The sequence below is a fragment of the Gracilibacillus caseinilyticus genome (assembly GCF_022919115.1).
Lineage (GTDB): Bacteria > Bacillota > Bacilli > Bacillales > Amphibacillaceae > Gracilibacillus > Gracilibacillus caseinilyticus.
In genome coordinates this window covers 379,581-397,103 of the sequence record NZ_CP095072.1, presented here as the reverse complement: position 1 = coordinate 397,103, position 17,523 = coordinate 379,581, and the positions used below count along the sequence as shown (strand labels likewise).

Genomic DNA, 17,523 nt, shown 5'->3' with positions numbered 1-17,523 from the left:
TAAAAATAACTAAAGGTGGTAGAAAAGATGTTAGCAGATTCAAGTTTACTTCTTTGGACAGTCATTATTTTATTAGTAGCATACTTCGTTGTGGTGACCTGGATTGGTAAAAAAGGTAGCGCCTTTAGTAAATCAATGAATGGTTTTGCAACAGCACGAGGTAAGGTAAGCCCATGGTTGGTAGGGGCAAGCTTTGCGGCCTCCTATTCCAGTGCGAATTTATTTATCGGTGTGCCGGGTCTTGCTTATCAATATGGTACATCCGTTCTTTGGTATACATTAGGATGCTTCGGGGTTTCCTGGGTCGGTTTGTTAATTTTCGCCAAAACATTCTGGCGCTACGGTAAGAAATTCGGTCGGGTATCTACAGTACCTGAATGGTTAGGACGTCGTTATAACTCCAAAGCCTTACAAGTGATTGTTTCCGTACTTATTTTGTTTAATGTGTATTATATTGTAGGGCAAAATGTAGGGCTGGCGACGATATTTGAAACCGTAATCGGCATCCCTTATTTCTGGGGAATTATTATCGGGGTAACGATTACTATTCTGTATATTGGGCTTGGTGGCGCTTATGCCCAAATGATTACAGATGGTATTCAAGGCTTGCTGATGGCAATTGCTTCGATTCTTATCTTTATTTCCTTCTTTTGGACCATTGGCGGAGGTGTTAACGTATTTGGGGAGCTGACTTCCAAGCTTGAAGCAGTCGACCCTAACCTGATAACCTTTGTTGGCGTTGAAGGTCCATATAACAGTGTGTTAGCAATTATGGCTGTGCAGTTTCTTTTATTCAGCTTTATTCTGATGCCACACTTACTGAACAAAATATTATCGATTGAAACAGAAGAGGAGTTGGCGCCATTTACATTATCAACAGGTCTTGTATTGTTTGTGATCTCAACCTTGATGGTACTCGGTGGATTAGCCGCGCGTGTCCTGTTCCCGTCACTATCGAGCCCTGATGCGGCGATTCCGATGTATGTGATCGATTCGTTTCCAACGATCCTTGCAGCGATCATGATTGTCGGGATTATTTCAGCAATTCTATCTAGTACAGACAGTCTTTATTTAGGGGTAACAACCAGTTTTGGTAATGACTTCTACCGAGTACTTGCTCCTATTTTTAAGAAGGATATCGGACATGCTCAGCTGGAATCACAATCCGTGAAAGTAGCGAAAGGATCATTGATAGTTGTTGGTCTATTGTCTTTATATATATCACTCGACAGACCAGACTCGTTATCAATTTTAATACAGTTCAGCTTTTCTGCTATTCTATCCGGTATACTAGCACCAATCTCCCTCGGATATTTTTGGAAGAAGGCGACGAACTATGGTGCAATTGGTGCTGTAATCACAGGTGCAGGACTTTATGTCATTTTTACACAGCTAAATGTGATTGAAAATATTTATTTAGCAATGTTCTTTGCCTCGTTAGCATCATTCGTTGTCATGGGTGTCATTGGGTTCTTGACCGCCGAGGAAAAACATGAAGAGCTTGTGTTGAAGAAAACAGTATAACAATTTTGAGAAACTTAGAGATGTCAATCTCTAAGTTTTTTTATTTAATGAGAAAACATTTATCAGAGTAATGAGTAAGTGTGGTTCTAGTCTACAACTTTTTACTATTATGCGGGCTTACATGAAAAGTCTTTAAATATAGAATCTTTTTGTAGTAAAGTAGCAGTAAGTCCAAATAATTTATAAAGGTGTGTGTAAGCGATGTCGAGCCAATCAACCGTTACATTAACGATGGCAAAAGCATTCAACGTACAAGCAGAGAAAGTGTTTGAGGCATGGATCACTCCATCATTGATGAAAAAATGGCTCTTTACAATGGAGATGACTAATAAAGTAGCGAAGAGTGAGGCGAAAATCGGTGGCGAATGGGAAATTGTCGACCATCGTGAAGGGAAAGATTACCGTGCGATTGGAGAGTATCGTGTCCTGGATGCCCCGAACAAGATCGTAAAAACCTTCCGGATGCCACAGTTCAGTGACACGGAAGATGTTATCACCATTACCATTGAATCGACAAACAGCGGCAGTAATATGACTTTTATTCAAAAAATTATCGTCCCTCATGAGGAGAATTGGACAGAGGAAGACATCGACAAGACATGCAGAGAATACCATGACAGTACTAAAGCAGGATGGGAAATGATGTTTGCTGGCTTGAAACAATTAGTAGAAACAGGGAACATTCAATATCCTGAATTTTAAATCATTTTTTCACAAGAAGACTTCAAATCTATGGTTTGAAGTCTTTCTCATGAGTACAGATCGTGAATAGATGAGGTCATTAAGGTTAGTGAAGTAGTAAGAGTTCTTATAATAAGGATTATGTTACCTAGCTTAGTGGTAATTTTGAAAACTTTAATGTGCTAGGATACCGTTCCGGCCAACCACTTCGCGTCCTGCGGGTACGACTTCAGCTAACTTTGTGAAGAAAAAGCACTTCACAAAGTGGATCTTCAGCTCGTACTGTACCGCGGGAGTCTACGCGATTGGCCTGCACTATGAATTTAGCTCTACAACTAATGCGACAGATAATATATTAAGGCAATCCGTACATGTATATACTATTCTGATGATGCATAATGCTTAGCACTACTGCTTTTAGCTGTTCCATAAGTTGTGGCACTTCACCTAAGCGTAGGAAATATGCGTAGACTCCGCATGCGTCAGCGTGAGTTCCATTTTATCTGTGCCTGCGTCTACTAGCGAGCTTCCTCGGCACAAGGCAGCAAAGAAGTTTTCAAGTAGTAGCCTACTGAAGCCGTGCCCCACAGGACGCGGAGCATTGTTTAGTATATATAACCTGTCAAAATTACCATTTAGACAAACGGTTCCACTTTACATAATCCGTATTATATTTAGCTATAAATAGTACCGGATGGATTTTGCCCGGTGTTTTTTAACATATATCATTAACGTGTGAAGTTCTTTAAGATTTGTTTTCCTTTTTCAGTCAAATAGACATTATTAGTATTCTGTATTTTTTTTGCTAGATCTAGTGACATTGGCTTGCTCTTTTTTTTCTTCAAAAAAACGCCTCCTTTTTAGTAATGTATGTAAGAAATAAAGGAGCGAAAGAGTCAACTATACCTAGTCAATCGTGTAATTTTTGCCCAAACCGCTTGAATAGAATATGTGGTAAGGACTGGGATTTACAATAAGCAGATTATATGCTTTAATATGAGTGAGTAATCACTCATTTTGATAATGAAGGAGGTCGTATTCATGCAACAGATTGTAACGATGAAAGATGTTTCGCTTTCCTTTGGTAAGGAGCGAGTTCTGCAAAACATTGATATGTCGGTACAGGAGGGGGAAATATTCGGATTATTAGGTCCTTCCGGTGCAGGTAAAACAACATTGGTAAAAATAATTGCAGGCATCTTGGAGGCTAATAAAGGCGACGTGTTTGTCCAAAATAAACAAGTTCCTTCCTTACAGTTATTACGTTCAATTGGCTATATGGCACAATCCGATGCTTTATATCATGAATTATCTGCCAAAGAAAATCTTGAATTCTTTGCTACGCTGTACGGTATGAGGAAGAAAAAACGAAAAAAAGCGATTAAACATGTGGCAGAAGTAGTCAACTTAACGAATCACTTAGATAAAGAAGTGCGTCATTTCTCCGGTGGTATGAAGCGGAGACTTTCCCTGGCAGCAGCAATAATGCATACACCGAAAATGTTAATTTTAGATGAACCGACGGTAGGCATTGATCCCCTATTGCGACAGTCCATATGGGAAGAGTTCTATAAGCTCAAAGAACAAGGCGTTACGATTATTGTCACTACACATGTCATGGATGAAGCAGAAAAATGTGATCGCTTAGCCCTGTTGCGGAACGGTTCTGTTATTGCATGTGATACACCAGAAGAAATAAAAGTAGCAAAAAAAGTTTCCACGATTGAAGAAGCCTTTTTAGCATATGGAGGTGAAGCATAATGAATGTGATGGCGGTTGCGAAACGAATTTTTCAGCAGTTTATTCGTGATAAACGTTCTTTAGCATTACTTCTTTTAGCACCGATATTAGTGCTGACACTGATCTGGCTTGTACTCGATAGCGACGACTATCAACCGAATATTGCCACACAAGACTTACCAGAGCAAATAGAACAAGCGTTAAATGATGCGTTTGATAAAGAGATCGATCATCTTTCCAAAGAAGAAACAGAAGAAGCATTTCAAGATGGCGAATACGATGCATTTATTACGGTGGAAGATAATCAGCTTGCCATTTTATTAGAAGGCAGTGATCCTACCGCCAATTCTACGACATTACAAACGATTCAGGAGGTATTACAAAGCCTGCAGACGGATAATAATAGACATATGAGTGTCGATTATTTCTACGGGTCTGATGAGCTGAATCTATTCGATCAGGTTGGTTCCGTATTAATCGGCTTTTTTATCTTTTTCTTTGTCTTTATTATAGGAGGAATCTCCTTCTTAAGAGAGCGGACACAGGGGACACTGGAAAAGTTATTATCAACACCAGTCAAAAGATGGGAGATCGTTATTGGTTATTTGCTAGGTTTCGGTCTGTTTACCATTATTCAGTCGTTTATTATCGTCAGTTACGCAGTTTATCTTTTGGATATTTGGATGGCGGGTGATTTCTGGCAGTTAATTATTGTCACGATTCTGCTTGCGATTACGGCATTAAGTTTGGCAACTTTATTGTCTGCTTTTGCCAACAATGAGTTTCAAATTATGCAATTTATTCCGGTTGTTATCGTTCCACAGATTTTCTTTTCCGGTATTTTTCAAATGGAAACATTACCTGATTGGCTGCAGGTCGTTAGTAAAGTCATGCCATTAACGTATGGTGCAGATGCGATGAAAGCCATTATGATCAAAGGCTGGGATATTTGGGATATCTGGTTCGATATTGCTGTTATCATAAGTTTTGCGATCGTGTTTGTGATTTTGAATATTGTGGCATTGCGTAAGCATCGTAAGTTATAAATTTAGAGAGGTGATCAATGTTGAAACCGCGGGATCGTGATCTCTTAGTTGATGTATTAGAAATGAACGAAGAGAAATTAACTCCTAAACAGGCAAAAATTGTGCAAGCAGCTATCGAAGTTTTTTCAGAAAAAGGTTTTGCTGGTGCTTCAACGAGTGAAATAGCAAAGCGTGCCGGAGTTGCGGAAGGGACGATTTTTCGTCATTACAAAACGAAAAAGGATTTATTAATTTCAATTGTTCTGCCTGTGATATCTAAGCTGGCGTTACCTTTTTTAGCAGATCAATTTGTAAAGGAAGTTTTGGAAGAAGAAGAATACGAGGACGTCGATCAGTTCCTTCGAGAATTGATTTATAATCGCTATCACTTTGTAAAAAAGAATTTGCCATTAATGAAAATTGTTCTGCAGGAGATGTTTTATCATTCGGAGATAAAAGAAAATCTTAGTGAAATACTGACTGATAAACTTCTGCCGGCATTTTCGCAAGCAATCCAACGTTTTCTAACCGAAGAGCAACAAGAAAAAGTTCCCGTTGAAACAATACTCCGACTATCGATTAGTTCGGTCGTTGGTTTTCTAATTACCCGTTTTATGATTGCACCTGATTTTGACTGGGATGATGATCAGGAAATCGAATATACGATTCAATTTATTAGGAACGGGTTGAGGGGATTATCCTGATGAAAGATAGGTAGCTTTATAACGGAGGACCGAGCGAGTGTTGTTTGATTTTTCTATGCTATCATATGGTGCATAGAATGAATGCGAGCAACAAAGATTATATAAAGCGATATCTATGTTATGCTCAGACTAAAGAGTAAGACAAATTGCTTGCTGAAAGGAGATCCTATGACAGCTCAACAAAATGAAGGCTGGAAGCTCGATAACAGTTATCAACGCTTACCCGGAATCTTCTATGCCAGAGTGCAGCCAACTCCTGTAAAGGCACCTGATATAGTAAAACTGAATAAGACTTTAGCGAAAGAGATCGGTTTGGATCCAGAACAGCTTAAGGGTGCTGCAGATCTATTTGGAGGAAACAGAGTTCCTGCTGGTGGTATGCCGATTGCTCAAGCCTATGCCGGGCATCAGTTTGCTAATTTTACCATGCTTGGCGACGGTCGGGCTGTATTGCTTGGTGAACAGATCACGCCAGTTGGGAAACGAGTAGACATTCAATTAAAAGGTTCTGGCAAAACCCCTTTTTCTCGAGGAGGAGACGGACGTGCAGTGTTAGCACCAATGCTGCGTGAGTATTTGATAAGTGAAGCAATGCACGGACTCCAGATACCAACAAACCGAAGCTTAGCTGTGGTGACAACAGGGGAAAACGTCCAACGAGAAATAGAGTTCCCAGGAGCTGTTTTAACAAGAGTAGCAGACAGTCATTTGCGCGTTGGTACATTCCAATACGCAAGACACTGGGGCACAAAAGAAGACTTGCAAGTATTAGCAGACTATGCAATTGACCGCCACTATCCAGACCTGAAGGAAGCAGACAATCGTTACTTAGCGCTATTAAAAGAAGTAGTTAAAAAACAAGCAGCATTAGTTGCAAAATGGCAGCTAATCGGCTTTATTCATGGCGTCATGAATACGGATAACGTAACGATCAGCGGGCAAACAATTGATTACGGTCCATGTGCCTTTATGGATCAGTTTGATAGAAGTACGGTTTTCAGTTCGATTGATGTGCAAGGCCGCTATGCTTATGGTAATCAACCTGATATCACGGGATGGAACTTGGCTCGTTTTGCTGAATCGTTATTACTTCTTATTGATGAAAACGAAGAAGCTGCCTTAGAAACTGTGAAGGATGTCATGCATAGCTATATTGACGTATATGAGGAACACTGGCTTAATGGTATGCGACAAAAGCTAGGATTAACGGAATCACAGACTGCAGATAAAGACTTGATCGCAAGACTGCTTGATCTGATGGAACAGCATCAGGCTGATTATACGAATACTTTTCGTTCATTGACTCTAGGTGTTTTTGATGAAAAGCAAAAACTGTTTCAGTCGAATGCATTCAAGCAATGGTATCAGCAATGGAAGGAAAGATTAGCGACAGAGCAAGCACCCAAGTCTGATGTTCAACAATTGATGAAAGCAAATAATCCATCTATTATTCCTCGTAATTATCTCGTAGAGGAAGCATTAGATAGTGCGGCAAAAGGGGAATTTGAACTTTTCGATGCGTTACTGCAGGTATTAGCTGATCCATTTGCTTATTCAAAAGAACAAGAGCCATACGCAGTGTTACCACCAGAACCAGATCAACCGTTTCAAACCTTCTGTGGAACATGATAGAATAAAACATTTCACTCAAAATAAAGGCCGGACACACTACGTATTTGACAGAAAAATTCCAGTTGTGTCCGGCCTTCTTTTTATGTTGTAAAGGTATTCTGGAAGTAACTCCCTAAATACTCTGTTTCAACTGATATGAATTAAAATTGTATATCAATTTGGCTATTTTGAAGTGTATATAGCGCTAAGCAAAGCTCCGAAATTTGCTCTGTGTTCTGTGGATCGTCGATCTGCTTCTTCGGAAAAAAGCTCACTTTCCTGCGGAATTTTCGGACTTGATCGTATCATGTGGAGTCTCCGAACATTTCCTATCCTTAGTATTTCACAGTCTCTTCGTTTAGATCTATTATATAAGTTGCAAATAGAATTACAGTGTGCCTGATATTCCTATTGATTAATTTATTTGTTTCTGAAATAATGATAACTAACTGATTGTGAAATAAAAGTATTCAGTGAAAGAGGGAGATTAGATTGCAATCTATAACTTTACATAACCCTATTTTTTGGTCAGATGTCCCCGATGTTGACGTAATCAGAGTTGGTGACGCTTTCTATATGGTCAGCACCAGTATGCATTCGATGCCGGGCTGTCCAATAATGAAATCAGTTAACTTACGAGATTGGGAGATTATTTCGTATGTTTATGATACGTTGGAGGATAATCCAGCACATCGACTGCAAGATCAAAAAGGCATTTACGGACAAGGTCAATGGGCAACGAGCCTCCGTTTTCATAATGACACGTTTTATCTTTGTTTTTCCAGCAATGATATGCAGCAGTTCTATGTCTATCAATCCAAAGATATCGAAAATGGGCCATGGACTCGTTCTGTTATAGACGGCATCTATCATGATCCAGCTCTTTTGTTTGATAATGATAGCGTATACGTAATCTATGGGTGTGGAGATATCCGGATCACGGAATTAAATGCCGATTTGTCTGACGTCAAGTCCGATGGTATTGATCAACTATTATTAAAAACTCCGACAGAAAATATCGGCTTGAGATGTGAAGGCTGTCATGCGTATAAAATTAATGGAGAATACTATTTGCTATTCATCGAATGGCCAACAGACGGCAATCAGCGAAGAAGACAGGTTTGCTATCGATCGAAGAAATTACTAGGAGAGTATCAGCATAAAATAATTTTGGATGATGACATGGGTTATCATAATAAAGGAATTGCGCAAGGAGCGATTTTTGATACACCACATGGGGATTGGTATGCCATGTTGTTTCAAGACCATGACGCAGTCGGCAGAATCCCTTGCGTATTACCTGTGCATTGGCAGGAAGGTTGGCCGATGATTGGAGAGGATGGCAAGGCGCCTGAAAAAGTTGAGATTCCGCTGCCAGATGATCAAGTAAAGCCATTAGTGATTAGCGATGATTTTGACTATCAGGAAAACAAACTAGCATTAAACTGGCAATGGAATCACAATCCTAATAATTCGTTTTGGTCGGTCACTGAGAAACAAGGAGTCTTGCGATTGAAGACCGATCAGTTGACGAAGAGTGTGCTAACTGCTTCGAATACGTTAACCCAGCGAACGGAAGGACCTAAATGCAGTGGATCTATACGTATCCATACATCCAACATGAAAGTAGGGGACCATGCCGGACTTGTAGCGCTGCAGAACAACTTTGGAACGGTGGGTATATACCGGGAAACAAATGATCATTTTTATATGAAGACGACGGTTAATGACGGGAATGGGCAAGAAAAAGAAACAATGTCGTTATGTTGTCCAGTTAGTGAAGTTTATTTAAAAATCGTGTTTGATTACGAAGATAGCCGAGACTTGGCAAGTTTTTATTATTCGGCTAACGGTGTTGATTGGCGCACTGTCGGAGAGAAGCTTCCAATGAAATATACGTTAGATCACTTTATGGGTTACCGGGTTGGTATTTTCTATTATGCTACAGAAGAAGCAGGCGGTTCCGTAGATGTTGATTTCTTTCAATATGAAAAAGGCATCCATGTGCATTAGAGATATAAAAAAACGAAAGCTTTGATAAGCTTTCGTTTTTTTGGCTTAAGAGGAGAAAAAATATAGCTTCTTATACGGATTATGTAAACTAAAGTAATTTACATCGATATGGTTAATTTTTACATATGCAATATGCTAGCAAAGCTCCGGCCAACCACTAACAACATGTCAAAATTAGTTGATATAATCCATATTATAGGTAGTTGTATATACTCATGTTAGTCAGGAACGGGCGAGCTTACGCCCGGTTTTTCTAATACTTATGAATGTTGCTCTTGTTTCTTTATTTTGAGGAATTTGTTTGTTTCGGCAACAACGATACCAGAGAGCGCCAGTAATCCGATTAAGTTCGGGAAGGCCATCAGACCATTCATGACATCAGAGAAATTAAACACAACATCTAAGGAAACGACAGCGCCAACAAATACAAATACGATAAAAATATAACGGTATATTTTGACACCTTTTTCCCCTAATAAGTAATCGACTGATTTCTCTCCATAATAGGACCAGCCGAGAATCGTAGAAAAGGTGAAGAATAAAATACCGAAAGTAACAATATAAGATCCGGCATCTCCGAGAAATTGTGAGAATGCTGCACTGGTTAAGGCTGAACCATCAAGTCCGCCATCCCATTGTCCCGCCATGACAATTGTAATTCCGGTGATCGAACAAACGATGATAGTATCAAAGAATACTTGTGTCATTGAAACGAGAGCCTGTCTCGCAGGGTAATCTGTCCGGGCCGCTGCAGCAGCGATTGGTGCAGAACCTAAACCAGCCTCATTGGAGAATACCCCTCGAGCAACCCCGTAGCGGATCGCTGTACCAAGTAACCCACCAGCAATCGCATTACCGGTGAATGCATCATTAATAATCGTACCGATGGCATCCGGAACCAGATCTATGTTCATAATAATTAGAATAAGACCACCAAGAATATAAAATGCTCCCATTACTGGCACAAAGAACGCGGTAACTCGTCCAATACTTTTAATCCCGCCGATAATGACCAGACCAGCAAGCACAGTGAAAATAAGTCCTGTGAGAAATGGCGATATGGAAAAGGTTTCTTCCAGCGAAGCAGCAGCTGTATTGGATTGAACCATATTCCCGATACCGAATGCTGCAAGTGAAGCGAAGATTGCAAAAAGTACCCCAAGGAATTTTCCTAATTTCTTATTTTTTAACCCTCGTTCCAGGTAATACATCGGTCCACCAGACATTTCGCCATTTTCATTCTCAATACGAAAACGAACCGCTAATAATGCTTCAGCATATTTCGTCGCCATCCCAACTAATGCGGTAATCCACATCCAGAGAACGGCCCCTGGACCACCTGCTACAACCGCTGTCGCGACACCTGCAATGTTCCCGGTACCGATTGTTGCGGCCATTGCTGTCGTTAAGGCCTCATAATGACTGATGTCCCCTTTGGAAGAACTGTCCTGATGTTTACTAAAAGATAATTTTAAGGCGTAAGGTAACATTTTGAACTGTAAAAATACTAATCGTATCGTTAAGTATAAACCTGTACCGACTAATAGAATCAGTAAAGGTGGTCCCCAAATCCAACCACCGACAATACCTAAGAAGTCTGCGCCTTTTTCGTTAAAATTTGATAACCAATCCAAATGACATCCCTCCCAATAATTTAAAAAGCTTAATATTAAAATTATTCCAATTATTGTGAGAGAATGTCAATAGGAATAAGAAAATTTGTAAAAACAACAAGAAAAATTGAATTAATAGTACTTCGATGCTAAGTAAAAAATTAATACGAGCAAACCGCCGAACCCAAGTATATATGCCAAAAAGATTGGATTAAATAATACAGGGTGTTTGGCTGTTGCCTTCGTATCTGTATCATATTCACTTTTGCGAGTGTTGACGACTTTTCCAACTTTGATTGTGTATAGAAGTGCTATAATGGCAAGTATAATGCCAATAATGACTAATGTTACTACCAAGAGCAATCAACCGCCTTTTTTTCTTATTTTGAGGAAATTCGCTTATAATTATGCATTTGCTATTTTTGTTTTTAGAAAATCTGTGTTATAGTTATCTTTAGTAGTAGGTACTAATACCATATGTTAACATTTGCAGGAGGCTGTTATGGAAGATTTATTAAAGTTAAAAGGCAAAAACATTGTTGTCATGGGTGTAGCAAATGAAAGAAGCCTTGCGTGGGGAGTGGCAAAATCTCTTTATCAGGCAGGTGCAAACTTAATTTTTACCTATCGAAAAGAACGTTCTTTAACCAAGCTAACGAGAATGTTAGAGAAGACGGAAGTAGAATCAAAATTAGTAATGCCATGCGATGTCAATGACGATGTCAGCATTAAAGAAGCTTTCGAAAAAATCGGCAGTGAAGTCGGTGTTGTTCACGGTATCGTGCATTCGATTGCTTTTGCACATGGTGAGGATTTGAAAGGTCGTTTTATGGAAACATCTCGTGACGGTTATGCATTCGCACAGGACACAAGTGCATATTCGTTAATCGCAGTTGCTCGTGAAGCAAAGCCATTCATGACAGAAGGCGGATCAATCATTGCGATGAGTTATTTAGGGGCAGAACGCGCTGTTCCTGGCTACAATGTAATGGGTGTAGCAAAAGCAGCATTAGAATCCGCAGTGAAATACTTGGCACTTGACTTAGGCGAAGATAATATTCGAGTCAATGCCGTATCTGCAGGTGCTGTTCGCACATTAGCAGCTAAAGGGATTCCTTCCTTCAATGAAATCCTTCATAAGATCGAAGAAGAATCACCGCTAAAACGAAATGTAACTCAAGCAGAAGTAGGCGACATGTCATTAGCCATGCTAAGCCACCTATCCAGAGGTGTAACCGGCGAGATTGTATATGTCGATTCAGGATTTAATATTTTAGGCTAAAGATTAGAGACGATAGGTCTCTAATCTTTTTTTTGCGTTGTAAAGTGACTTTGCGGGGCACGGAAGTCTACTTGGTTGGCCAGTGGCTTGTGTTAATGGTTTATTAGGCGCAAGAGATAGCCTTTGTACTTTTTAATATAAGCATAGGTGTCTGATCGAGAATATGCTATACTTTATACTGAATAACATAATTTGGTGAGGTAATATGAAAAAAATTCGAATTTTAATTATTTTAATAATTTTTGCATCAGCAGTTTATCTAGCAGGCACATCATTGTTTGCGGAAGAAGAGCCATTATTGGTCAATAAGGCCCTATACGCTGAGCCTACAACAAAAGAAGAAGTAGTGCTGCCAGAAAAGGTACTGGAACGATTTATTTATCTGGATCAACTCTCCATAGATGCGAGCTCGGTGATCCTCCTTAATGCAGAAACAGGCCATATTATATTTGAAAAAAACAGTCACACGTCATTACCAACTGCCAGTATGTCAAAAATGATGACAGAGCTTCTTGTACTTGAAGCAATTGATGAGAAGCAGATAAATTGGGATACGGAAATTACGATAAGTGAGTATTCCTCTTATATTTCCAGTCAACCCGGTTTTGCATCTGTTCATTTGCAAGAAGGAAAAGAATACACAGTAGAGCAGCTATTTGATGCTATGGCGATTCATTCCGCAAATGGAGCAGCCATTGCATTAGCAGAAGCAGTATCCGGAAGTGAACTGACTTTTGTAGAAGAAATGAACGCCCGTGCAGAGCAGTTGGGACTAAAAGATACTTCTTTCGTTAATAGTACAGGTTTATCCAATAAAGATTTAGATACTTATTATTCAGTTGGTACAGCCAGTGATACGAACAGAATGTCTGCAACAGACGTAGCAGTGCTGGCACAATATTTAATTACGACTTATCCTGATATTTTACAGGTAGTCAATCAATCAGAACTGCTGTTTGAAAATCAAGTCTTCACGAATACGAATTGGCTGCTACCGGATACAACCGATTCGGTGACAGATTACCAAGGGGTAGACGGATTAAAAACAGGTTATACAGAGGAAGCAGGTTATTGTTTTACCGGTACCGTCGAACAGCAAGGGGTTCGCTTGATCTCAGTCGTAATGGGGACTTCATCGATAGAGTCCCGCTTTATTGAAACCGAGAAATTATATAATCAGGCATTTCCTCAGTATTTACCGTAAAATAAGATAAGAAAAAAACGCTCAAGATGAGCGTTTTTTTGCCTAGTAGTAAGGATAATAATATGGATATGGTGGGTAAATAAATGGATACAGCAATAAACTAGAAAGCAAACCGAAAGGAAAACGTTGTCTGCGATAACGGCGGTATCTTCTTCTACCTGGTCCACCATAATAACCGCCAAATTGTCTATCTGTTTCCTCAAGCTCGACTTCTTCCGGAATTAACATCGTAACTGCGACGTCATCGATTTGATCGATGATTCCCTCAAATGAAGAACCGTCCTGCAAATGCCCCGTTACATAAAAGTTCATATATTGTTGGCACATTGATTTCATTTGCTGTTGAGAATCCATCGACTGGTTGGATTGATACATTTTATTTCACTCTCCTTTACGATTCATGATATTCACCTAGATTCAGGATGTGACTGTAAATCTTTACTAACAAAAACATTATAGTACCTTGCAATAAACAGTAGTGAACGATATAATAAGTATATTACAGTACTGAATAATATATAGTAGTATAAAGAAAATGGGGTTGATGCAAGTATGAATATCCAATTTAAAAAAGGGGCGCTGGAGCTATGTGTGCTCGTATTGTTGAATAAGCAAGATCATTATGGATATGAGCTTGTTCAAAGAATCTCTGATCAGATTGCAATATCAGAAGGTTCTGTGTATCCATTACTAAGACGCTTGAAAAAAGAAGGCTATCTCACCACGTATTTACAGGAATCAACCGAAGGACCTTCACGTAAATATTATCAGTTAACAGAAATGGGCAGTATTCATATGCACAGTTTAATCAAAGAATGGCATCATTTTGCAGCCGGTGTCCAATCTATATTAAAGGAGGGTGGTCAAGATGAATAAAGAAAAATTTATGTCCGCGTTACAGAAATCATTAAATAAGTTGTCAGAGGAGGAAAGAAACGATATTTTACATGATTTTGAAGAGCATTTTGACGTTGGTAAGTCAGAGGGGAAAACAGAAGAGGAAATAGCTCTGTCTCTTGGTGCACCAGGTCAAATTGCAAAGGAATTGATGGCGACTTATTTTTTGGAGAAAGTGAAGAATACATCATCTACTTCTAATATATTTAGGGCAGTCTGGGCGGTCATTGGATTAGGTTTTTTTAATATCGTCATTGTGTTAGGGCCATTTATCGGTTTAGTAGCAGTGATGGTATCAGGCTGGGCTTCCGGAGGGGCATTCGCCATTTCTCCAATCTTGTACTTATTGACGATTTTAATCAATCCAGGATCATTCACCTTTTTTTCACTGTTCTTTACGATTGGGCTAGCAGGTCTAGGTATATTGTTATTAGTCGGCATGTTCTATGCGACAAGATTTATTACTAAACTGTTTGTACGGTATTTACATTACAATGTTAATTTAGTTAAAGGCGGGATGAAATAATGGTGAGGATCAAACGGATTGTTATCATTGCACTAATATTATTCATTATAGGTGTGATTGGCAGTGTAGCTACCTACAAATTTGCTGCGACTGGTTCAACTGTTACACAAACGGAGCAAGTAAAGCGTAACGATGTCTCCAATATTGAGATAGATGCTGATAATGAAATGGTCGAAATTATACCAACAACTGATACGGCAATTACCGTAGAACTGACTGGCAAGACTAGCAAAAATAATGAGAAGCGGCTCTTTGTAGAAGAAAACAACCAAACACTTTCTATTACGGTTAAGTCAGAGCGTTTTCGTTTTCTTTCCTTTGATTTTTTTAACTGGGAACGATCATTGACTATTCATTTGCCAGAAAAAAAATATAACCGCTTAACGGCAGATGTTGATAATGGAAGTATTAATGCAGCAGAACTTGAGGTAGCTGAAATAGAGGTAGAGACCAATAACGGCAAGGTTGCCATACAGGAGATGACGGCTAATACCATTCAGGCGGAATCTGATAATGGCAAAATTTATATAGAAAATGTGACAGCAGACAAGATGGCAGTTGCAACTGATAACGGAAAAATCGAATTGATTGATGTGGAAGGAGCATTGCAAGGAAAAACGAGCAATGGTGCTATTTCGCTAAAAATTAGCCACATCGACAGAGCGATTGATTTAGAAACAGATAATGGCAGTATAAACATAGAGACAGAGAAAGAACCAACGAATGCTATCTTTGATACGAGTACAGATAATGGTCGTGTATCGATCTTTGGAGACGATGATTATGATATGATGGTAGGCGAAGGTGAAAATGAAATTAAGTTACAGACGAACAATGGAAGTATTACAGTAACGAAATAAATGAGGGTTATGCAATGCGAAAAAAGGGCTGGATTATTTACAATGGTAATTTATATACAACAAAATTTTCAGAACAGGTAGAATGGCTGAAACGAACAGCGACAGCATATAATTTCGATATGGAAGCAATCCCAAACAATCAATTACTGGTGACCGTGGAGAACGGGCAGTCCAAGCTGCTCACCGAAAAAACGTTACCTGATTTTGTTTTCTTCTGGGATAAAGACCTCGTTCTGGCACGTCAGCTGGAACAATTAGGCGTTCGTCTGTTTAACTCAGCTCGGACGATTGAAATAAGTGATGATAAAGCACTGACCACTACCGCGTTAGCCGATCATGGAATTGCGATGCCGAAGACGATTATGGCACCTAAAGTTTTTTTGCAACTAGAAGATGATCGGCATTTGCAACAGGTGATCAATAGCTTAGGGTTTCCAATGATTCTGAAAGAGTGTTTCGGATCCTTTGGTGAGCAGGTCTATTTTGTAGAGGATGAACAATCATTGCGCCAAAAAGCAAGGGAATTGGCGAATAAGCCGTTTCTGTTTCAGGAATATCTGCAGTCGAGCTATGGGCGGGATATCCGTCTACATGTTGTCGGAGATAAGGTGGTAGCGTCGATGCTCCGAAAAGCAGAGAATGACTTTCGCGCTAATGTCACCGCCGGAGGAAAGATGTATCCATATGAGCCCACTTCTTTAGAAAAGGAACTTGCTGTGACGTGCAGTCAGCTGATAGGAGCCGATTTTGCTGGCGTTGATATTTTATTTGGTGAGCACGACGAACCGGTAATCTGTGAAATTAACTCGAACGCACATTTCAAGAATATTTTTGATTGTACTGGGATAGATATTACAATGGATATGATGTCGTATATAAAGGAGCAGATCGGATGAGAGGCTGGCTGATTTATCGCCAACAAGATGCAGATAAAAATCACCTGTTTATCCAGTGGCTGCAGTCAGAAGCGGTGACTATCAATATCGAACTGACACTTGTAATATATGAAGAGCTGACATACGGAGTGGAAGCAGGGAAATTATTTGTTTACTGGAAAGAAGGGGACGATCCTGACTTTGTGATCATGCGCGCGATCGATCCGCTTTTATCACAACAATTGGAATGGATCAACATTCCGGTCTTTAATAGTGCTCAGGTGGCTGCTATTGCTAATGATAAAGCGAAAACCCATCAGCTATTTGCTCGACATGGCATTCCGATGATGGATACACACTTTGCAGCTCGTCCACACGACATCAGCTATCCATTGATAATAAAAGATGTAACAGGTCGTGGTGGGGAGCAGGTAAGTAAGATTAGATCGAAACAAGATATGCCTGATTTAACAGATGGCAATTACATTCTTCAGCAAATGGCCATGCCAGGAAAGGATGTACGCGTATTTGTTTTGGGTAATATGATTATTGGCAGTGTCTTAAGAACTTCTGAATCCGATTTTCGTGCAAACTATTCCTTAGGTGGAACAGCGACATTATATGAACTCAGTACTGCCGAACATGCGCTGGTTCATCAAATAATTGACGTGATACAAGCTGATTTTATTGGCATTGATTTCGTGTTTGGCAGAGATGGCACACTCTATTTAAATGAAATAGAAGATATTGTCGGAAGTCGTACGCTAACAAGTCTGACCGATATTAATATAGCACAATTGTATATGACTTATATTAAAAAACAACTCTTGGCAAAAGATTAAACATACGTGCGCTCTCTTTTGTATGGGAGTTGTTTTTTTGCTATAATTTACGATAAGAGGATGTTCAAAAAGTCACCAAATGATAAGCGGCGAATCTCTTCGTTAGCTTGTTTCTCCTTTACTCAC

The 17,523-nt window shown here is 39.5% G+C and carries 17 protein-coding genes; 14 read left to right on the top strand and 3 right to left on the bottom strand.

Translation table 11 applies throughout. The features are described from left to right. The first annotated feature begins 27 nt into the window (after window positions 1-27). The 7 genes from MUN88_RS01870 to MUN88_RS01840 all read left to right on the top strand — a co-directional run bounded on the left by MUN88_RS01870 (window position 28) and on the right by MUN88_RS01840 (window position 9,298). Window positions 28-1,524, top strand: a complete 1,497-nt coding sequence (locus MUN88_RS01870) for a sodium:solute symporter family protein (RefSeq protein WP_244720164.1) — start codon at window positions 28-30, stop codon at window positions 1,522-1,524. 201 nt (window positions 1,525-1,725) lie between these two features. Next, complete coding sequence (locus MUN88_RS01865) at window positions 1,726-2,226, top strand: SRPBCC family protein (RefSeq protein ID WP_244720161.1); 501 nt, start codon at window positions 1,726-1,728, stop codon at window positions 2,224-2,226. 1,020 nt (window positions 2,227-3,246) lie between these two features. Continuing rightward, entirely contained in the window at window positions 3,247-3,966 is a 720-nt protein-coding gene (locus tag MUN88_RS01860; protein WP_244720158.1) for an ABC transporter ATP-binding protein, read from the top strand. Further along, entirely contained in the window at window positions 3,966-4,991 is a 1,026-nt protein-coding gene (locus MUN88_RS01855; RefSeq protein WP_244720156.1) for an ABC transporter permease, read from the top strand. Before MUN88_RS01860 ends, MUN88_RS01855 begins: the two co-directional genes overlap by 1 nt. Before the next feature lie 17 nt (window positions 4,992-5,008). Continuing rightward, complete coding sequence (locus MUN88_RS01850) at window positions 5,009-5,674, top strand: TetR/AcrR family transcriptional regulator (RefSeq protein WP_244720154.1); 666 nt, start codon at window positions 5,009-5,011, stop codon at window positions 5,672-5,674. A gap of 168 nt (window positions 5,675-5,842) precedes the next feature. Then, entirely contained in the window at window positions 5,843-7,303 is a 1,461-nt protein-coding gene (locus MUN88_RS01845; protein ID WP_244720152.1) for a protein adenylyltransferase SelO, read from the top strand. A gap of 474 nt (window positions 7,304-7,777) precedes the next feature. Continuing rightward, window positions 7,778-9,298, top strand: coding sequence for a glycoside hydrolase family 43 protein (locus MUN88_RS01840; protein WP_244720150.1), 1,521 nt, complete (start codon window positions 7,778-7,780; stop codon window positions 9,296-9,298). A gap of 260 nt (window positions 9,299-9,558) precedes the next feature. Here MUN88_RS01840 and MUN88_RS01835 read toward each other — a convergent pair whose 3' ends face one another. Together MUN88_RS01835 and MUN88_RS01830 are read right to left on the bottom strand one after the other, a co-directional pair. Beyond that, the gene (locus MUN88_RS01835; protein WP_244720148.1) at window positions 9,559-10,932 is read right to left on the bottom strand and encodes an alanine/glycine:cation symporter family protein; all 1,374 of its coding nucleotides are present in this window, start codon (window positions 10,930-10,932) and stop codon (window positions 9,559-9,561) included. 111 nt (window positions 10,933-11,043) lie between these two features. Then, window positions 11,044-11,268: a hypothetical protein gene (locus tag MUN88_RS01830; RefSeq protein ID WP_244720146.1), complete on the bottom strand. Its 225-nt coding sequence runs from the start codon at window positions 11,266-11,268 to the stop codon at window positions 11,044-11,046. Window positions 11,269-11,413: 145 nt separating this feature from the next. Here MUN88_RS01830 and fabI point away from each other — a divergent pair, with 145 nt between their 5' ends. Both fabI and MUN88_RS01820 read left to right on the top strand, forming a co-directional pair. Beyond that, complete coding sequence (gene fabI / locus MUN88_RS01825; RefSeq protein ID WP_244720144.1) at window positions 11,414-12,193, top strand: enoyl-ACP reductase FabI; 780 nt, start codon at window positions 11,414-11,416, stop codon at window positions 12,191-12,193. Between the two features lie 205 nt (window positions 12,194-12,398). Beyond that, window positions 12,399-13,397, top strand: coding sequence for a D-alanyl-D-alanine carboxypeptidase family protein (locus MUN88_RS01820; protein ID WP_244720142.1), 999 nt, complete (start codon window positions 12,399-12,401; stop codon window positions 13,395-13,397). A 42-nt stretch (window positions 13,398-13,439) separates the two neighbouring features. On the opposite strand, the gene MUN88_RS01815 is transcribed toward MUN88_RS01820, so the two are convergent. Next, complete coding sequence (locus MUN88_RS01815) at window positions 13,440-13,772, bottom strand: hypothetical protein (RefSeq protein ID WP_244720139.1); 333 nt, start codon at window positions 13,770-13,772, stop codon at window positions 13,440-13,442. A gap of 177 nt (window positions 13,773-13,949) precedes the next feature. Here MUN88_RS01815 and MUN88_RS01810 point away from each other — a divergent pair, with 177 nt between their 5' ends. Genes MUN88_RS01810 through MUN88_RS01790 form a run of 5 tightly spaced genes read left to right on the top strand, consistent with a single transcriptional unit; the run spans window position 13,950 to window position 17,397 of the window. After that, on the top strand, window positions 13,950-14,273 hold the full coding sequence (locus tag MUN88_RS01810) for a PadR family transcriptional regulator (protein WP_244720136.1): 324 nt from the start codon (window positions 13,950-13,952) through the stop codon (window positions 14,271-14,273). Continuing rightward, the gene (locus tag MUN88_RS01805) at window positions 14,266-14,820 is read left to right on the top strand and encodes an HAAS signaling domain-containing protein (protein WP_244720133.1); all 555 of its coding nucleotides are present in this window, start codon (window positions 14,266-14,268) and stop codon (window positions 14,818-14,820) included. The genes MUN88_RS01810 and MUN88_RS01805 overlap by 8 nt, the downstream gene beginning before the upstream one ends. After that, the gene (locus tag MUN88_RS01800; RefSeq protein WP_244720130.1) at window positions 14,820-15,680 is read left to right on the top strand and encodes a DUF4097 family beta strand repeat-containing protein; all 861 of its coding nucleotides are present in this window, start codon (window positions 14,820-14,822) and stop codon (window positions 15,678-15,680) included. Before MUN88_RS01805 ends, MUN88_RS01800 begins: the two co-directional genes overlap by 1 nt. A 14-nt stretch (window positions 15,681-15,694) precedes the next feature. After that, window positions 15,695-16,576, top strand: a complete 882-nt coding sequence (locus MUN88_RS01795) for an ATP-grasp domain-containing protein (protein ID WP_244720128.1) — start codon at window positions 15,695-15,697, stop codon at window positions 16,574-16,576. Next, window positions 16,573-17,397: an ATP-grasp domain-containing protein gene (locus tag MUN88_RS01790; protein WP_244720125.1), complete on the top strand. Its 825-nt coding sequence runs from the start codon at window positions 16,573-16,575 to the stop codon at window positions 17,395-17,397. Before MUN88_RS01795 ends, MUN88_RS01790 begins: the two co-directional genes overlap by 4 nt. Window positions 17,398-17,523: the final 126 nt, after the last annotated feature.

Bases quoted from the DNA above. Each gene is read 5' to 3' on its own strand.
- fabI (WP_244720144.1), top strand. From the start codon at position 11,414: ATGGAAGATTTATTAAAGTTAAAAGGCAAAAACATTGTTGTCATGGGT.
- MUN88_RS01810 (WP_244720136.1), top strand. From the start codon at position 13,950: ATGAATATCCAATTTAAAAAAGGGGCGCTGGAGCTATGTGTGCTCGTA.
- MUN88_RS01850 (WP_244720154.1), top strand. From the start codon at position 5,009: ATGTTGAAACCGCGGGATCGTGATCTCTTAGTTGATGTATTAGAAATG.
- MUN88_RS01870 (WP_244720164.1), top strand. From the start codon at position 28: ATGTTAGCAGATTCAAGTTTACTTCTTTGGACAGTCATTATTTTATTA.
- MUN88_RS01805 (WP_244720133.1), top strand. From the start codon at position 14,266: ATGAATAAAGAAAAATTTATGTCCGCGTTACAGAAATCATTAAATAAG.
- MUN88_RS01795 (WP_244720128.1), top strand. From the start codon at position 15,695: ATGCGAAAAAAGGGCTGGATTATTTACAATGGTAATTTATATACAACA.
- MUN88_RS01855 (WP_244720156.1), top strand. From the start codon at position 3,966: ATGAATGTGATGGCGGTTGCGAAACGAATTTTTCAGCAGTTTATTCGT.
- MUN88_RS01860 (WP_244720158.1), top strand. From the start codon at position 3,247: ATGCAACAGATTGTAACGATGAAAGATGTTTCGCTTTCCTTTGGTAAG.
- MUN88_RS01790 (WP_244720125.1), top strand. From the start codon at position 16,573: ATGAGAGGCTGGCTGATTTATCGCCAACAAGATGCAGATAAAAATCAC.
- MUN88_RS01815 (WP_244720139.1), bottom strand. From the start codon at position 13,772: ATGTATCAATCCAACCAGTCGATGGATTCTCAACAGCAAATGAAATCA.
- MUN88_RS01800 (WP_244720130.1), top strand. From the start codon at position 14,820: ATGGTGAGGATCAAACGGATTGTTATCATTGCACTAATATTATTCATT.
- MUN88_RS01865 (WP_244720161.1), top strand. From the start codon at position 1,726: ATGTCGAGCCAATCAACCGTTACATTAACGATGGCAAAAGCATTCAAC.
- MUN88_RS01845 (WP_244720152.1), top strand. From the start codon at position 5,843: ATGACAGCTCAACAAAATGAAGGCTGGAAGCTCGATAACAGTTATCAA.
- MUN88_RS01820 (WP_244720142.1), top strand. From the start codon at position 12,399: ATGAAAAAAATTCGAATTTTAATTATTTTAATAATTTTTGCATCAGCA.